Genomic DNA, 15,125 nt, shown 5'->3' with positions numbered 1-15,125 from the left:
TTGCCGCTGACGGCTGCGAGGACTCCACCAGGTATGAACGCGTCATGCCATATCCCTCCAAACAGGCCCACGCTTTCGGCGCGCAGGTCACAAACCAGCAATTTTTAAGGAGTTTTATATTTCTAATATGGTGCGGACGACGGGGGTCGAACCCGTATAGCCTAAGGCCGAGGGATTTTAAGTCCCTTGCGTCTACCAATTTCGCCACGTCCGCGTTTCGCGATTTCAATATCTTGCAAGGTCTGATTTGGGAAGCGTTTGGAACGCAGATTTTTGAATTCTAAGCGCGAGCGAATCCCGTCAGCCGAGATAACGTTGTGATGGTCTGGGTGCCCTTTGAATACCCTGACAAGGGCGGCGTCAGCATCCGTTTAACAAGCGAAGCCCGCCGGCACCGGGTGGACCGGATTGGAGCGGGCCTCTGACCATCGTCATGATGGCTGGTTCGCATTGGAAGCGGGCCTTTGCTTCCTGTCAATTCGAAGATTTTGGGTTGCGACCGGATGTAACATTGTGGCGCGAGCAAAGGCAGTTGCATGTTCGATGATCGCAATGTCGATCGGATAGGTCCGAAACTGCTCCAAACAGGCTTTCTTTACGCGTCTTTCCTGTGTCATAGCGAAGGCGGATTGAACAAGAACGGACCAAGACCGTGGACAAGCAGGATGTTCTCGATGCCACCGAGGCCATGCGTGGCCTTTTTTCCGCAACGCCGCTGCAACTGAACGAGCATCTTTCCGCTCGTTACGGTGCGGATATCTGGCTGAAGCGCGAGGATCTGACGCCGGTGCGCTCCTACAAGATTCGCGGCGCCTTCAATTTCTTCTGCAAGGTGATTGCCGCGGGCGGTACCGGCAAGACATTCGTCTGCGCTTCGGCCGGCAATCATGCGCAGGGTTTTGCTTTCGTCTGCCGCCACTTCGGGGTGCCTGGCGTGGTCTATATGCCGGTGACGACGCCGCAGCAGAAGATCGATAAAACCCGTATGTTCGGCGGTGAGTTCATCACCATCAAGCTGTTCGGCGATTTCTTCGACCAGTGCTACCAGGCGGCGCGCGAACATGTGCAGCATATCGATGGCGTCATGGTGCCGCCTTTCGATCATGCCGATATCATCGAAGGGCAGGCGACGGTCGCGGCCGAAATCGCCGAGCAACTGCCGGATGGTGTCGTGCCCGACCGTATCGTTCTGCCCGTCGGCGGCGGTGGATTGGCGGCCGGCATCACCGGTTATTTTGCCGATCGCCTCGCCAAGGAGGCATTCTTTTTTGCCGAGCCGGCGGGCGCGCCCAGCCTCAGGCGCAGCGTGGAAGCGGGGCAGGTGATGACGCTGGCGAAGGTCGACAATTTCGTCGACGGCGCCGCGGTCGGCCGCATCGGTGACCTGAATTTCGCCGCCCTGAAAGATTTTCCGGCGGAGCAGGTGATGCTGATCGCGGAAAATGCCATCTGCGTGACAATCACCGATATGCTGAATGTCGAAGGCGTCGTGCTCGAACCCGCCGGCGCGTTGGCGATCACAGCACTCGAGGCGATGGATCGTGAAAGCATTCGCGGCAAGACGATCGTTGCGGTCGTCTCCGGCGGCAATTTCGATTTCGAGCGCCTGCCGGACGTCAAGGAGCGCGCCATGCGCTATGCCGGGCTGAAGAAATACTTCATCCTGCGGCTGGCGCAGCGTCCGGGGGCCCTCCGCGATTTCCTCAATTTGCTGGGTCCGGAGGACGATATCGCCCGCTTCGAATATCTGAAGAAGAGCGCCCGCAATTTTGGCTCCATCCTGATCGGCATCGAGACGAAAAATCCCGACAATTTCAAGCAACTGGTCGAGAATTTCGAGCGCGCCGGCATGGGCTACGAGGACATCACCGAGAACGACATTCTGGCTAGCCTGATCATTTAACTTTGCCACCCCACGCCCTTCATGCTAAAGGCGATTCATGGCTTCGATCTTGTCAAATATTCTCTCGATCTTCACCGGCGGCGGCGCATCGACAGCGAGCGCCGAAAAGACCGGCGGCCCTTCTGTCACCGCTGAGCCGCAGGTGCACAACGGCTGCACGATCTACGCGACGCCGCAGCGCGAAGGCAATCAGTTCCGCCTGATGGGCCGGATCGAGAAGGAAGTGAACGGCGAGGTGCTAGTGCGCAATTTCATCCGCGCCGATGTTTTCACCTCATCGGACGACGCGCTTGAATCGACCTTCCGCAAGGCGCAGCAGATCATCGATCAGAACGGCGCCGGCCTCTTCGGCGACGGCGAAAAGGTGCGCCAGGTTTGATTCAGGATTTGGCCAACTAACCGGAACGATGACGGCCGCCGAATGGCGGCCTTGTTGTTTGTGGTCTTTATTCGCTTTTACGCCGTGCGGAAAAGCTTGGCACCCGAGGGAGCGCTGGTCGCGCCGCCGTCGACCGTGATTTCGATTGCCGTCACGTTGGCGGAATCGTCCGATGCGAAGTAGAGGGCGGCCCTGGCGATCTCGTCGGCCTCGCTCATGCGGCCAAGGGGGCTCAGGCTACCGAAGCGTGCTTCCAGGGCATCCTTAGCATCTTCCGTCATGGCCCGTGTGTTCCAGATTGGCGTCTTGGTGGCGCCGGGCGTGACCTGGTTGACGCGGATGCCGCGCGGAGCAAGTTCGGATGCCAGGTTGCGGGTCATGGCGCGGACAGCGCCCTTGGTGCCGGCATAGGCGGAATAGCCGGGGATACCGAGAACTGCGTGCACGGAGCCGTTCAGGATCACCGATGCACCGTCGTTCAGATGCGGCAAGGCAGCCTGCACCGTGAAGAAGACGGCGGTGAAGTTGGTGCGTACCACCGTCTCGAACTGCTCCAGTGTGGTCTTTCCAACGGCGGTTTCGCCGGCAATGCCTGCATTGGCGAAGACGATATCGAAATTGCCGAGCTTTTCAGCCGCTTCGGCGAAAGCTTTCTCGGTGGCTGCAACATCGGTGACGTCGACCTGCAGTGCGAGGACATTGCCGCCAAGCTCTTCAACGGCGGCGGCAAGGGTCTTCGCATTGCGGCCGGTGATGGCGACCTTGGCGCCCTCGGCGAGGAAGAGGCGGGCGGTGGCGAGGCCGATGCCGCTGTTTCCGCCGGTGATGATGGCAACCTTGTTCTTGAGACGCATGTTCGTAGCTCCTATTGGCTTTAATGGCGATCTGGATTATGATCGTTCTCTATAAGGATTATGACTATAATCCAGTTTCGTCAAGTTGGATCGAGGAGATTTTTCGATGGGCCATTCTCAGTTGGAGAAGCAGAAGACGCATGAGCGCATCGTGACGCTTGCCGCCAAGCGCCTGCGGGAGGAGGGGCTAGAGGGTATTGGCGTTGCCGATCTGATGAAGGAAGCCGGCCTGACGGTCGGCGGCTTTTACAAGCATTTCGCCTCCCGGGACGAACTCGTGGCCGAAGCCGTTCAGGTGGCGGTGGAGTCATGGCGACGGCAGTTGGAAGAGAAGGGGATTGATCCGGCGGATGTTTCTCTGGAGAACTATGCCGACGACTATCTCAGCACGCGGCATCGCGATCATCGCGGCGAAGGATGTGCCTATGCAGCGTTGACGGCCGATATCGCCCGCAGCGGCGATGCCGTTCGCGCGATCGCGACGGAAGGAATACGGAGAAACATCGCATCGATGACGGCGCGCCTGCCGCAATCGGATACAGCGGACGCGCGGCGCAATGCCATCATCGCCTCGTGCCTGATGACCGGCGCTGTCGGCCTCGCGCGTATTGCAAATGACGAAGAATTCTCCCGCGAAATTCTGGAGGCCGCGCGGAGCTTCGTGAAAGAACTGGTAGCAGGCGACGGGACATAAAAAGCGGCCGGTGGGGGGCCGGCCGCTCACAAAGAATTGATCGTTTTGGAAGCTTAGGCGGCCAGAGCCAGCTCGGTTGCGCGAGCCTGGGCAGCACCGATTGCCTTTTCAGCGGCTTCCGGACCGAAGGCGAGGCCTTCGATATAGACGGTCTCGACATCGGAGATGCCGATGAAACCGAGAACCGACTTCAGGTAGGGAACAGCGTGGTTCAGCGGAGCGGCCGGGCCTTCGGAATAGACGCCGCCGGAAGCGAGCACGATATAAGCCTTCTTGCCGGTTACCAGACCCTTGGGGCCGGTTTCCGTGTAGGTGAAGGTGCGGCCGGCGCGGGCGATGTTGTCGATCCAGCTCTTCAGCGAGGAATAGATGTTGAAGTTGATCAGGCCGGTGCCGATGACGACCGTGTCGGCAGCGAGCAGCTCGTCCACCAGTTGGTCGGAAATCTTCACGGCTTCGGCCTGTTCAGGCGTGCGAGCCTCGACCGGCGTGCGGATCGCGGCGGTGAAGAGTTCATCGATATGCGGCAGGCCATTGGCGGCGAGATCGCGATAGACGATCGTCTTGCCCGGGTTCTGGGCCTTGATCTTGTCGGCAAGCTCGCTGGCTATCTTGGTGGAGAGCGAGTCGGAGCGCGGGCTGGACGTCAAAAGGAGAATGGAGGACATGGTTGTGTTCCTTTTCAATAGGTTGCGAGAGCCAGATAGGGGACCGGTCATCGTTCGAGAAGAGAAATAAGTCTGCAGTGCCATCGAAAAAACTGTGATAATATGGATCGGAATTATCGATAGAATGGATGGCCACAGATGCTTCCCAATCCGACCCTCGACCAGTTGCAGGTCTTTTTGACCGTTGCCGAATCCGGCAGCTTTTCCGCTGCATCGCGCACGCTCAATCGCGCGCAATCGGTCATCAGCTACACGATCGCCAATCTTGAGGCCCAGCTTGAGGTGCCATTGTTCGAACGTTCAGGCTCCCGTCAGCCGACCCTGACGGATGCGGGCAGGGCGATGCTGGAGGATGCGCGCCGCATTCTCTCCGATCTCGGTGTGATGCGCGCCCGTGTCAAAGGCTTGAAGGCGGGACTCGAAGCGGAAGTGGCTGTCGCCATCAGCGTTATGGTGCCGACGAACGCGACGGTGGACGTGCTGAGCGAGTTTCGCGATCGCTTCCCGCTTGTCTCGCTACGGCTCGACACCGGCGAACTCGGCACGATGATGGAACTCGTCGCCAGCGGCAAGTCGACGATCGGCATTGGCGGCGCGGTGCCAAATCAGGATGATTCGCTGGTCATCGAGCGCATCGGTCACTCCTTCATGCTTCCGGTAGCTTCGCCCAACCATCCGCTCGCCCAAATCGAGAGGCCGTTGACGCTTACCGATGTGCGAGACGAGGTGCAGTTGGTCGTCACCGATGCCTCGGGTCTCACGAGCGGCAAAGATTTCAACGTCCTGTCGTACAAGATCTGGCATGTCAGCGATATCGCGACCAAGCATCAATTGATGCGTGGCGGCCTCGGCTGGGGCGGGCTGCCGGCTTCGCTCATCGTAGAAGACCTGCAGAAGGGACGATTGGTGCGTCTGGCCCTCGATGCCTACGATCAGAGCGAATATCCGATCTATGCCGTTCACAAGCTCGACAATCCTCGCGGTCCTGCCGCTGCCTGGATGATCGAAGCCTTCGGCGAGCGCCTTTCAAAATGCCCGAACAAGGCGGATTTCAAGGCTGCCGTCGACATGTTTCATCCCGACGAGAAGCAGTTGGCGGCAGAGTGAAAACCCTCTCCCCGCCTATGCGGGGAGAGGGAACGACCGGGTCTAAAGAACCAGCCGGAAGTTATGGAAGCCGTCGCTACCTTCGCCGGCCTCCTCGATCTTCACGCTTTTCACCTGGGCGAGGAAATCCTTGGCCTTGGGTGAGCTTTGGAATAGGACCGTCGTGCCTGGCAGCGGCTTGAAGGTCCAGTTGCCGTCGGCGGTCGGATTGATCGTGCCCTGGTCATGCACATAGCGGACGATAACGTCACGGTTGGTATCCGGAGCCTGGTAGACGACCTTATCGGAAGCAATTTCCGGGAAGTTGCCGCCGCCGCCGGCGCGGTAGTTGTTGCTGACGACCAGGAACTTCTGAGCGGGATCGATCGGCTTGCCGTCGAACTGAAGATTCTGGATGCGGTTGGCATCGGCATTCAGAACCTTGCCGTCGTCGCCGAAGCGGCGCGGCTGGGAGATGTCGATCTGATAGGTGACGCCGTCGATGACGTCGAAGTTATAGGATGGGAAGCTGTTGTTGATCAGATCCGCATCCTTTGCGCCCGGCTGGACCTGATTGAACATCGCCGCCGACATTTCGAGCCAGTTCTTGACCTGCGCGCCGTTGATGACGACCGCCTGCACCGTGTTCGGATAAAGATAGAGGTCGGCGACATTCTTGATGGCAATATTGCCGGCCGGAACGTCGGTATAATAATCGGCGCCGTTGCGCCCGCCGCATTTGAAGGGCGCTGCCGCCGAAAGCACCGGCAGATCCTTATACTGCGTCTCTTTCAGCATGTTCTTGATGTACCAGATCTGCGCCTGGCTCACGACCTGCACCGAGGGATCGTCGGCGACGAGCGCGAAGTAGGAGTAGAGCGGCGCGGAGGTCTTGCCGACCGGCGTGCGGACATAGGTCAGCGTCGCTTCGTGCTCGGCCTTTGCGGCTTCCACCACTTCCTTCTTGTCGGCGACATCGGCGATGACCTTCTTCTTGTCGTCGCGATGGTAGATCGGCCGCGCCTCGGAAGTGAAGTCGACGATCTTCCAGCTCTTGCCATCCTTTTCCAGGAGCAGGTCGATGAGGCCGAGATGCGACCCCCAGAAGCCTGCCATGACAGCCGGCTTGCCATGCAGCGTGCCCTTCACCGGATCGGCGTCCTTGATGCCGTCCCAGGTCTTGGGGCCAGGGAAGACGAGGTGCTGGTGACCGGTGAAGATCGCATCGATGCCGGGAACGGCGGCGACATAGAGCGAGGCGTTTTCCATCTTATCGGCCGGGCCGCTGCCGTCGATGCCGGAGTGGGAAAGCGCAATGACGATGTCGGCGCCTTCTTCCTTCATCACCGGTACCCAGGCCTTAGCAGCCTCGACGATGTCGCGCGTCTGTGCCTTGCCTTCGAGATTCTTGACATCCCAGAGCATGATCTGCGGCGGCACGAAGCCGATAAAGCCGATCTTGATCGTATTTTCATTGCCGGCGCCGTCCTTGATCTTCTTTTCGACGATAAGATACGGCTTGAAGAACAGATCGTCCTTCTTCGGGTCGGAGGCAAGCTGGCCCTTGGTCAGGTTGGCGCAGACGAAGGGGAAGTTCGCCCCGCCCAGCACCTTGAACATGAAGTCGAGGCCATAGTTGAACTCGTGATTTCCGAGCGTGCCGACCTCATAGCCGAGCGTATTCATCGCCTTGATGACGGGATGAACGTCGCCGTCCTTCATGCCGTGCTGATAGGCCATATAGTCGCCCATCGGATTGCCCTGGAGCACGTCGCCATTATCGATCAGCAGCGAGTTGGTGGCCTCGGCGCGGATGTTGTCGATGATCGTTGCCGTGCGCGACAGTCCCATCGTGTCGTTCGGCTTGTCGGCGTAGTAATCGTAAGGGAAGACATTGACGTGAATGTCTGTCGTTTCCATGAGGCGCAGGTGCGCCTGATTGCTGGCCGCGCGGGCCGCGAAAGGATGCAGCACGATCAGCGCGGCCGTGGCGCTAAGGCCCTGCAGCAAAGAACGGCGCGACATGCTGGGCAATTCCAGAATGGAAGACATGAAACACACTCCTTCAACAACGAATCCCTCATCCCTCGAACGCCTCGTGGGGTGAGGGAGATTAAGACGAATTTTGAAGGTGTGCACCACTATTATGACAGGCTTATTGTGGTCCCGGCGTCAGGGAAAGAAGAAGCCGTCAGCGTTTCAGAACCGGCTGTATGTCCTTGTGGAAAAAGCGGAAATAGGAAGCGACCTGAGCCGCTGCATTAGAGGAGGGATCGAATTCGATGCCGATCCGGCCGCTATGGGTCCAGCGTACGATGCCCTCCAAGATGCCGATGTCGTCGCATTCGACACGGACCTTGCTGCCGGCGGCGGCATGGATCGGCGATTGCAGGTCGAGCGCAATGCCGCCGGTGGAAATATCGACAACGCGGCCGGTAACCGCCTTGGCGAAATACCGGATTCGACCCATCAGACGGGCACGCTTGCGCTGGGAACGCCTCGCTTTGATTTTCAGATTGCTCTCGGTGAGCGGTTTTGAAATCGGGTGCATGACTAACCTCGATGCATGTATCTGACGTACCGGATAGCAGGCAGGCGTTGAAAGGTGCTTAGAACGATCGCTAAAATTGACGTGATCCGTTCCGAATCGGGACCGCCTGATTTTAATGGTTTCAACTCAGTGCGGGTCAGGCGGGGATTTTGGGAAAGAAGGAATGACGTTGCGCATCGTTTCACTGAATGTATGGGGCGGCCTGCTGTATGAGCCGCTGATGCGATATCTCGTCGAGGTCGACGCGGATGTCCTGTGCCTGCAGGAAGTCGGGCGCACCGCAGACGCGCAATCCGAATGGCTGGTTTATCGCGATCATGGGGTCGAGCTTGCGCAGCGGGCCAATCTCTTCGATGAGATCAGCGCAGCTCTTCCGGCATATGACGCATTCTTCAGCCCGACGGCGCGGGGCGATCTCTTCGATGGCGACCGGCGGATCGCGTCCGAATTCGGCTTGGCAACCTTTGTGCGCAGATCCTATCCGGTCATCGGCCAGGCCTCGGGTTTCGTGCATGGGGAATTCTCGGCCGACGGCTGGGGTCTGCATCCGCGGTCGCGCAACGCGCACTGTATTCGCATCTTCGATTACGAGGGCGGTTTCCCCGTCACCATCGCGCAGATGCATGGCCTGCGTGATCTTGAAGGCAAGGGCGACACGCCGGCGCGTCGCCATCAGGCGGACGCGTTGGTGGAACTCATCCGGCGCGTTCGCCAGGGCGATGAGAGGCTCGTCGTCTGCGGCGACTTCAATGTGCTGCCGGGGAGCATGACCTTCGATGCCCTGAGCGCATTCGGACTTTCCGACCTCGTTACCTCGCGCGGCCACCGCGACACACGGACCTCCTATTATCGCAAGGAGCCGCGTTTCGCCGACTATATGCTGGTGACATCGGCTGTGGAGGTGATTGCATTCGACGCCGTCGCCGAGCCGGAAGTCTCCGATCACCGCGCCTTGCTGCTCGACCTACGATAGTTCGATCTTCCGCGCAGCTTAGAGCACTTCCACGAAAAGTGCGAAGCGGTTTTCCGTCCGGAATGCGTAAAAACAAAGGGATAGAGAGGGAAAGCGATTCCGTGAAGCGCTGAACCGCTCTAGAGCCCGACATTCGGCCGGTCGATGATTTCGCGCAACGCGAAGCTGGAATTGATCTTCACCACATGCGGCAAGGCGGAGAGCCAGTCGCGGTGGATGCGTTCGTAGTCTTCGAGATCGCGCGCGGCGACGCGCAGGATATAATCGTATTCGCCGGACATGAGATAGCAGACGAGCACGTTGGGGCAGCGTTTGACCGCCGTTTCGAATTCCGACAGCGTCTTGGCAAACTGGCCGGATAGCGAGATGTGCACGATGGCGATCATCTTGTAGTCCAGCGCCTTGTGCGACAGCCGTGCATGATAGCCGCCGATCACGCCATTCTTCTCCAGAATGTCGAGCCGGCGCGAGCAGGCGGAGGGCGAGAGGCCGATTTTTTCGGCAAGCTCGGCATTGGTGATCCGGGCGTTCTGTTGCAGCACGCGCAAAATCGAACGATCGATGGTGTCTATATTAGGCATTCGAAGACCCTTCGAAAAATTTCGCTTTGACGCAATAATTCACGAAAAAAGCCAGTTCGGCAAATTGTCTTTGCAAGGACATTTCAAAGCGAAGGTGTTCTCATTCAGAGCGGAACAGTTGCAAAGCGGATAAGCATTCAGGGAGAAGAAAATGCGCGTTGGTTGTCCGAAAGAGATCAAGAATCATGAATATCGCGTCGGTCTGACGCCCGCATCCGTTCGCGAATATGTTGCCCATGGTCATGAGGTCTGGGTCGAGACCAAAGCGGGTGCCGGTATTGGTGCCGATGATCACGCCTATATCGCCGCCGGCGCCAAGATCGCCGCCACCGCGAAGGACATTTTTGAAAAGTGCGACATGATCGTGAAGGTCAAGGAGCCGCAGGCTTCCGAATGGGCGCAACTGCGCGACGGCCAGCTTCTCTATACCTATCTGCACCTCGCGCCCGATCCGGAGCAGACCAAGGGCCTCATCGCCTCCGGCGTTACCGCTGTCGCCTATGAAACCGTCACCGATGAGCGCGGCGGCCTGCCGCTGCTTGCACCGATGTCGGAAGTGGCGGGCCGCCTGTCCATCCAGGCGGGCGCCACCGCGTTGCAGAAAGCCAATGGCGGCCTCGGCATCCTGCTTGGTGGTGTGCCCGGCGTCCTGCCGGCCAAGGTCGCCATCATCGGCGGCGGTGTCGTCGGCCTTCATGCTGCCAAGATGGCGGCGGGGCTCGGCGCCGATGTCAGCATTCTCGATCGTTCGCTGCCGCGCCTGCGCCAGTTGGACGACATCTTCAACGGCCGTGTCCACACGCGCTATTCCAGCATCCAGGCGCTCGAAGAAGAGGTCTTCGCCGCCGATCTCGTCATCGGCGCCGTGTTGATCCCCGGCGCAGCAGCGCCGAAGCTCGTCACGCGCGAAATGCTCTCCGGCATGAAGAAGGGTGCCGTCATCGTTGACGTCGCCATCGACCAGGGCGGTTGCTTCGAAACCTCGCATGCTACGACCCATTCCGAACCGACCTACGAGGTCGAAGGCATCGTGCATTATTGCGTCGCCAACATGCCGGGTGCGGTTCCGGTCACTTCGGCGCATGCGCTGAACAATGCCACCATCTATTATGGCCTCGCCCTCGCAGACCGGGGCCTGCGCGCCATTGCCGAGGATAAGCACCTGCGCAACGGCCTCAATATCCACAAAGGCCGCGTGACCAACAGGCCCGTCGCCGAAGCGCTCGGCTATGAAGCCTTCGCTCCGGAAAGCGTCTTGAACGTAGCGTAAATCCCATCGCGCTGCGTTGAATGGAAGCGCCGGCATTCTGAGGTGCCGGCGCTTCTTCTATCGAGCTAAGCCCGGTCGATCCGGCACTGGTAGCAATTGTTGCGTGCCGAGCGGACATGCACATAGGCGATGCCTTCACGGCTTAGGAGTTCGGCGGCATAGGCTTTGATATCATCGGTCGGTGTCACGGCGCCGGTACCGTAGACGATGCGGTTGTTTTCGCCATATCCCCGTACGATGAAATCCGGGCTTGTCGTCAGTACCGGCGGCAGGATTTCCTCGGCTTCATAGCGCCGGCAAGGCACTTTGTGCAGGAAAATCGGCCCGGTCTCCGCATAGGGCTGCAACTCGGGAAACGGCCGATAGGCGAAGACATAGAGTTCTTCGCCGGCATCGATGTTGCGCAGGCAATGGCGGCAGGGATGGCCGGGACCATCCGAGACCATTGTCTCCGGTTGGTGATCATAGGCATCCGCGCCGCCGTTCCAGAGGGTTTCGGCGTCTGACGTCGGCATGGCGGCAAAGGCAATGGCGGGCATGACAAATCTCCTTTTTCGCGATTTGTCATGTGATGCGCCGCGATGGCGGGAGAAGCCACCCGATTCCTGCGGTTAGCTTTTCTTCGCCAAGTCCAGCAATTCCTTGTCGCTCAGCGGCCTGACGATGCCTTCGCCGGTTGAGACCGGAGAGAAGCCGAACATCTGGTAGAGCTGTAACGCTCGCGGATGATCGAGATTGTTGGTGGTCGTGGTGATGCGTTGCGGGCTTAGCGTCCACATTGCGTAGAGCGCCTGCAACAGGAACCATTTGCCGATGCCGAGCCCGAGAGCGTGCTCGATCAGGCCGAAATGGCTGAGCTCGATCGTTTCCTCATCCTCGCGGAAATATTCGAAGAAGCCGGCCGGAGCGCCGTTGACATAGAGCACGCTGATGTCGTTGCGCTGGTCGTGCAGAACGGCCGTCAGTTCCTCGTCATGCATACGAAGCCGATCGACCCAATGCCAGCGGGCGCCGACCTGGCGATAGAGATAGCGGTAGAAGGGCAGGGGAATGCCCGGCGAGCGCATGATCGCCGTCTGGATGTTGACGGGCACAGGCAGGCTCGCCTTGGGCGGCGCGGTCATTTCCAGCCGGGTGATATGGACTTTGAGCGACGATGGGGTTTTCACGGGAACGGTGCCGCTCAGTCTTTGCCGGTGACGATAGGAGTATCCGGCCGGCTGCCCCATTCCGACCATGAGCCGTCATAGAGCCGGTTGGCGCCGTGGCCGAGCGATTCCAGCGCCAGCGTGATAATGGCAGCCGTGATCCCGGAGCCGCAGGTGGTTACCACAGGCTTTTCAAGATCGATACCGGCGTTCTCGATCGTTTCGCGCAGTTCCGGCAGGGACTTGAATTTGCCGTTCACTGCGAAGCTGCCGGACGGCAGGCTCTTGGCGCCCGGCATATGGCCGGAGCGCATGCCTTCGCGCGGCTCCGGCTCGGTGGCGGCAAAGCGGCCGGCGCTGCGGGCATCGGCGATCTGCGAGGAGCCGCTGTCGACGATCTCGCGCATCTCATCGAAGGCGACAACGCGGGCTGCATTGAAATTCGGCTTGAAGGTGGCAGGTGCATATGCCGGCAGGGTGGTTTCCAGCGGTCGTCCCTCGGCCTTCCAGCCATCTAGGCCCCCGTCGAGCACGAAAACATTCGCAGCGCCCATGACCACATGAAACAGCCACCAGACCCGCGGCGATGCGAAGACGCCGGGGCCATCATAGATGACGATGCGATCGGTCTCGCTGATGCCGAGCTTGCCGACCTCGGCTGCGAAGAATTCCGGCGAAGGCACCATATGCGGCAGGCCGGTGGAGTGATCGGCGATCTTGTCCTGATCGAAGCGGATGGCGCCGGGAATGTGGCCGCTGGCATATTCGGCATCGGCATCGCGCTTTTGCGCCGGCAGATAGAAGGATGCGTCGAGGATCCGCAAATCCTGGGCGCCCAATTCCCTCTGCAGCCAATCGGCCGTTACGACGAAACGGCTCTTCTCCGCTGTCATGATAATCTCTCCCTGATTTGTATCGGGCCTTATTTATTACAGGAAACCGCGGCTCAAACTTCGTCGGTGGCCGTGCCGAAACGGATGCGGAAGCGGCGGTTCTCCTTGCCCTTCTTCTCGATCTTGGCGATGTAGATTGCCCCGACTTCCTGCGTCTCCGACACATGTGTGCCGCCGCAAGGCTGGCTGTCAATGGCGGAGTTCTCGCCGATGCAGACTAGGCTGACGCGGCCGAGTCCAATCGGCGGACGCACATTCTTCGACTTGACGATACCCGGATTGGCTGCAAGCTCCTCATCCGTGATCCATTGGACAAAAACCGGATGGTTCTCATCGACGAGCGCCATCATCTTCGCCGTCACCTCGTCCTTGTCGATCGTCTCGCTCATGTCGAAATCGACGCGGCTTTCGTCCTCGCCGACCGCAGCACCTGTGATCGGATATTGGCAGACGACCGAGAGCAGATGGCAAGCCGTGTGCATACGCATCAGCCTGTAGCGACGCGGCCAGTCCACATGCATCACCAGCTTCTCGCCGATGGCGGGCGATGCTTCACCCTGCTGCGGCACATGGATGATGATATCCTTTGTCGCCCCATGCCTGGTCTGGCCAAGCGCAATTTTCGAACCGTCGGCACGCTCGAAGAATCCTGTGTCGCCCGGCTGCCCGCCTGACGTGGCATAGAAGCAGGTTTGATCGAGCTCGATGCCCCCATCTTCGTGAATTGCGGTTACGACAGCTTCGGCGGTCGAGAGATAGAAATCGTCACGATAAAGGGCATTCACCGACATAAATCACGCCAGGTTTTCGTAAGGAATAGGAATATCGGACGTGGTCGTCAGATATGCCGGTAGCGGCAGACCCTTCGACCTTAGGAAATCCGGATTGAAAAGCTTGGACTGATAGCGATTGCCATAGTCGCAGAGGATGGTCACGATCGTATGGCCGGGGCCGAGATCCTTGGCAAGGCGCACGGCTCCGGCAATATTGATGGCCGTCGAGCCGCCGAGGCAGAGACCTTCGTGTTCGACCAGGTCGAAGACATAGGGCAGGGCTTCGGCATCGGTGATCTGATAGGCGAAATCGGGCTTGAAACCTTCGAGATTCGCCGTCACGCGGCCTTGGCCGATCCCTTCGGTGATCGAAGAGCCGGAGGATTTCAGCTCGCCGTTCTTGTAGAATTCGTAAAGCGCGGCCCCCTCAGGATCGGCAATGCCGATCTTGATGTCCTTGTTGAAGCCGTGCAGGCCCATGGCGACACCCGCCAGCGTGCCGCCGGAACCGACCGAGCAGATAAAGCCGTCGATCTTGCCGTTGGTGTCGGCCCAGATTTCCTTGGCCGTCGTTTCGATATGCGCCTGCCTATTGGCGACATTGTCGAACTGGTTCGCCCAGATCGCACCATTCGGCTCGGTCTTCGCCAACTCCGCGGCAAGCCGCCCGGAAACCTTCACGTAGTTGTTGGGGTTCTTGTAGGGAACGGCCGGCACTTCCACCAGCTCGGCGCCGAGCAGCCTCAGCGCGTCCTTCTTTTCCTGGCTCTGTGTTTCCGGAATTACGATGACGGTGCGGTAGCCGAGTGCCTTGGCAACCACCGTCAGGCCAATGCCCGTATTGCCTGCAGTCCCCTCGACGATGACGCCGCCGGGCTTCAGCAGGCCTTTCCTTTCGGCATCGCGAATGATGTAGAGCGCGGCGCGATCCTTGACCGACTGGCCGGGGTTCAGGAACTCCGCCTTGCCAAGGATGGTCGAGCCCGTCGCCTCGGAGGCACCCTTGAGTTTGATCAGTGGCGTGTTGCCGATCGCTTCTAGGACGGAGGGATGGACGGTCATGGAATCTCTGCCTTCTGTTCAAGACTACTGTAAGAACGGTCTTTTCCCTTCACAAGGCGGCATAGGCAAGAAATTCTGTTCCACGCTCCTCTTCCAGGCCGCAAAATTCAACTTGGGACATGAAACCCATCCACAAAGCGCGATGAAAGCCCCGTTCGTCCGCTTCGTCTGCGCGGATTTCGACCATGCCGCCTTACCTTGGCCGAAAGCGGCCACAATGATGCGCTAGTTCTAAAATGCTGAGGAAGATCGCCCGAAGGCTGCGTTGGGCAGGTCGCCAGCCAAGGAGA

17 protein-coding genes and 1 tRNA gene are annotated in these 15,125 nt (G+C 59.4%); 7 read left to right on the top strand and 11 right to left on the bottom strand.

Going from position 1 to position 15,125, the window contains the following annotated elements:
• Nucleotides 1-128: 128 nt before the first annotated feature.
• Nucleotides 129-214: transfer RNA gene (locus tag K290_RS0122340), tRNA-Leu, on the bottom strand.
• A gap of 438 nt (nt 215-652) precedes the next feature.
• Between K290_RS0122340 and ilvA the strand changes: the two genes are divergently transcribed.
• Together ilvA and K290_RS0122330 are read left to right on the top strand one after the other, a co-directional pair.
• Entirely contained in the window at nt 653-1,903 is a 1,251-nt protein-coding gene (gene ilvA / locus K290_RS0122335) for a threonine ammonia-lyase (protein WP_028753926.1), read from the top strand.
• Nucleotides 1,904-1,940: 37 nt separating this feature from the next.
• On the top strand, nt 1,941-2,282 hold the full coding sequence (locus K290_RS0122330) for an HlyU family transcriptional regulator (RefSeq protein ID WP_028753925.1): 342 nt from the start codon (nt 1,941-1,943) through the stop codon (nt 2,280-2,282).
• A gap of 77 nt (nt 2,283-2,359) precedes the next feature.
• Here the strand turns inward: K290_RS0122330 and K290_RS0122325 are convergent, their stop codons facing one another.
• Nucleotides 2,360-3,136 (bottom strand): SDR family NAD(P)-dependent oxidoreductase, encoded by a 777-nt coding sequence (locus K290_RS0122325; RefSeq protein WP_028753924.1) that lies wholly within the window; start codon nt 3,134-3,136, stop codon nt 2,360-2,362.
• 106 nt (nt 3,137-3,242) lie between these two features.
• On the opposite strand from K290_RS0122325, the gene K290_RS0122320 reads away from it, so the two are divergent.
• Entirely contained in the window at nt 3,243-3,830 is a 588-nt protein-coding gene (locus tag K290_RS0122320) for a TetR/AcrR family transcriptional regulator (protein ID WP_028753923.1), read from the top strand.
• Nucleotides 3,831-3,883: 53 nt separating this feature from the next.
• Here the strand turns inward: K290_RS0122320 and K290_RS0122315 are convergent, their stop codons facing one another.
• Complete coding sequence (locus tag K290_RS0122315) at nt 3,884-4,498, bottom strand: FMN-dependent NADH-azoreductase (RefSeq protein WP_028753922.1); 615 nt, start codon at nt 4,496-4,498, stop codon at nt 3,884-3,886.
• A 138-nt stretch (nt 4,499-4,636) separates the two neighbouring features.
• Here K290_RS0122315 and K290_RS0122310 point away from each other — a divergent pair, with 138 nt between their 5' ends.
• On the top strand, nt 4,637-5,605 hold the full coding sequence (locus K290_RS0122310) for a LysR family transcriptional regulator (protein WP_028753921.1): 969 nt from the start codon (nt 4,637-4,639) through the stop codon (nt 5,603-5,605).
• Nucleotides 5,606-5,647: 42 nt separating this feature from the next.
• On the opposite strand, the gene K290_RS0122305 is transcribed toward K290_RS0122310, so the two are convergent.
• A complete protein-coding gene (locus tag K290_RS0122305; RefSeq protein WP_028753920.1) occupies nt 5,648-7,636 on the bottom strand; it encodes a bifunctional 2',3'-cyclic-nucleotide 2'-phosphodiesterase/3'-nucleotidase in 1,989 nt (662 codons plus the stop codon).
• Nucleotides 7,637-7,775: 139 nt separating this feature from the next.
• A complete protein-coding gene (locus tag K290_RS0122300; protein WP_028753919.1) occupies nt 7,776-8,135 on the bottom strand; it encodes a PilZ domain-containing protein in 360 nt (119 codons plus the stop codon).
• 163 nt (nt 8,136-8,298) lie between these two features.
• On the opposite strand from K290_RS0122300, the gene K290_RS0122295 reads away from it, so the two are divergent.
• A complete protein-coding gene (locus K290_RS0122295) occupies nt 8,299-9,108 on the top strand; it encodes an endonuclease/exonuclease/phosphatase family protein (RefSeq protein WP_172831027.1) in 810 nt (269 codons plus the stop codon).
• Nucleotides 9,109-9,227: 119 nt separating this feature from the next.
• Here K290_RS0122295 and K290_RS0122290 read toward each other — a convergent pair whose 3' ends face one another.
• Nucleotides 9,228-9,689: an Lrp/AsnC family transcriptional regulator gene (locus K290_RS0122290; protein WP_028753917.1), complete on the bottom strand. Its 462-nt coding sequence runs from the start codon at nt 9,687-9,689 to the stop codon at nt 9,228-9,230.
• Nucleotides 9,690-9,840: 151 nt separating this feature from the next.
• Here K290_RS0122290 and ald point away from each other — a divergent pair, with 151 nt between their 5' ends.
• Nucleotides 9,841-10,959 (top strand): alanine dehydrogenase, encoded by a 1,119-nt coding sequence (gene ald, locus K290_RS0122280; RefSeq protein ID WP_028753916.1) that lies wholly within the window; start codon nt 9,841-9,843, stop codon nt 10,957-10,959.
• A 65-nt stretch (nt 10,960-11,024) separates the two neighbouring features.
• On the opposite strand, the gene K290_RS0122275 is transcribed toward ald, so the two are convergent.
• From K290_RS0122275 to K290_RS0122255, 5 genes are all read right to left on the bottom strand, one after another.
• Nucleotides 11,025-11,498, bottom strand: coding sequence for a DUF1203 domain-containing protein (locus tag K290_RS0122275; protein WP_028753915.1), 474 nt, complete (start codon nt 11,496-11,498; stop codon nt 11,025-11,027).
• A 72-nt stretch (nt 11,499-11,570) separates the two neighbouring features.
• Nucleotides 11,571-12,083, bottom strand: a complete 513-nt coding sequence (locus tag K290_RS0122270; RefSeq protein WP_051264180.1) for a GNAT family N-acetyltransferase — start codon at nt 12,081-12,083, stop codon at nt 11,571-11,573.
• Nucleotides 12,084-12,142: 59 nt separating this feature from the next.
• Complete coding sequence (gene sseA / locus K290_RS0122265) at nt 12,143-13,000, bottom strand: 3-mercaptopyruvate sulfurtransferase (RefSeq protein ID WP_028753913.1); 858 nt, start codon at nt 12,998-13,000, stop codon at nt 12,143-12,145.
• Between the two features lie 53 nt (nt 13,001-13,053).
• Entirely contained in the window at nt 13,054-13,791 is a 738-nt protein-coding gene (locus tag K290_RS0122260; RefSeq protein ID WP_028753912.1) for an alanyl-tRNA editing protein, read from the bottom strand.
• 3 nt (nt 13,792-13,794) lie between these two features.
• Nucleotides 13,795-14,835, bottom strand: coding sequence for a cysteine synthase A (locus K290_RS0122255; RefSeq protein WP_028753911.1), 1,041 nt, complete (start codon nt 14,833-14,835; stop codon nt 13,795-13,797).
• On the opposite strand from K290_RS0122255, the gene K290_RS37430 reads away from it, so the two are divergent.
• Nucleotides 14,834-15,064 carry a hypothetical protein gene (locus K290_RS37430; RefSeq protein WP_154668651.1) on the top strand — a complete coding sequence of 77 codons (231 nt, stop codon included), beginning with the start codon at nt 14,834-14,836 and terminating at the stop codon, nt 15,062-15,064. The genes K290_RS0122255 and K290_RS37430 overlap by 2 nt on opposite strands.
• Nucleotides 15,065-15,125 lie beyond the last annotated feature (61 nt).

Origin of the sequence: Rhizobium leucaenae USDA 9039 (assembly GCF_000426285.1) — a bacterium.
Lineage (GTDB): Bacteria > Pseudomonadota > Alphaproteobacteria > Rhizobiales > Rhizobiaceae > Rhizobium > Rhizobium leucaenae.
Note: the sequence above shows the minus strand (reverse complement) of the source record. Positions and strands in the feature narration are given on the sequence as shown.

What these genes read in the sequence shown, in the direction of transcription:
- K290_RS0122310 (WP_028753921.1), top strand. Translation starts at nt 4,637, where the DNA reads ATGCTTCCCAATCCGACCCTCGACCAGTTGCAGGTCTTTTTGACCGTT.
- K290_RS0122320 (WP_028753923.1), top strand. Translation starts at nt 3,243, where the DNA reads ATGGGCCATTCTCAGTTGGAGAAGCAGAAGACGCATGAGCGCATCGTG.
- K290_RS0122270 (WP_051264180.1), bottom strand. Translation starts at nt 12,083, where the DNA reads ATGACCGCGCCGCCCAAGGCGAGCCTGCCTGTGCCCGTCAACATCCAG.
- K290_RS0122275 (WP_028753915.1), bottom strand. Translation starts at nt 11,498, where the DNA reads ATGCCCGCCATTGCCTTTGCCGCCATGCCGACGTCAGACGCCGAAACC.
- K290_RS0122330 (WP_028753925.1), top strand. Translation starts at nt 1,941, where the DNA reads ATGGCTTCGATCTTGTCAAATATTCTCTCGATCTTCACCGGCGGCGGC.
- K290_RS0122305 (WP_028753920.1), bottom strand. Translation starts at nt 7,636, where the DNA reads ATGTCTTCCATTCTGGAATTGCCCAGCATGTCGCGCCGTTCTTTGCTG.
- sseA (WP_028753913.1), bottom strand. Translation starts at nt 13,000, where the DNA reads ATGACAGCGGAGAAGAGCCGTTTCGTCGTAACGGCCGATTGGCTGCAG.
- K290_RS0122290 (WP_028753917.1), bottom strand. Translation starts at nt 9,689, where the DNA reads ATGCCTAATATAGACACCATCGATCGTTCGATTTTGCGCGTGCTGCAA.
- K290_RS37430 (WP_154668651.1), top strand. Translation starts at nt 14,834, where the DNA reads ATGGAATCTCTGCCTTCTGTTCAAGACTACTGTAAGAACGGTCTTTTC.
- K290_RS0122300 (WP_028753919.1), bottom strand. Translation starts at nt 8,135, where the DNA reads ATGCACCCGATTTCAAAACCGCTCACCGAGAGCAATCTGAAAATCAAA.
- ald (WP_028753916.1), top strand. Translation starts at nt 9,841, where the DNA reads ATGCGCGTTGGTTGTCCGAAAGAGATCAAGAATCATGAATATCGCGTC.
- K290_RS0122295 (WP_172831027.1), top strand. Translation starts at nt 8,299, where the DNA reads ATGACGTTGCGCATCGTTTCACTGAATGTATGGGGCGGCCTGCTGTAT.
- K290_RS0122260 (WP_028753912.1), bottom strand. Translation starts at nt 13,791, where the DNA reads ATGTCGGTGAATGCCCTTTATCGTGACGATTTCTATCTCTCGACCGCC.
- K290_RS0122325 (WP_028753924.1), bottom strand. Translation starts at nt 3,136, where the DNA reads ATGCGTCTCAAGAACAAGGTTGCCATCATCACCGGCGGAAACAGCGGC.
- K290_RS0122315 (WP_028753922.1), bottom strand. Translation starts at nt 4,498, where the DNA reads ATGTCCTCCATTCTCCTTTTGACGTCCAGCCCGCGCTCCGACTCGCTC.
- K290_RS0122255 (WP_028753911.1), bottom strand. Translation starts at nt 14,835, where the DNA reads ATGACCGTCCATCCCTCCGTCCTAGAAGCGATCGGCAACACGCCACTG.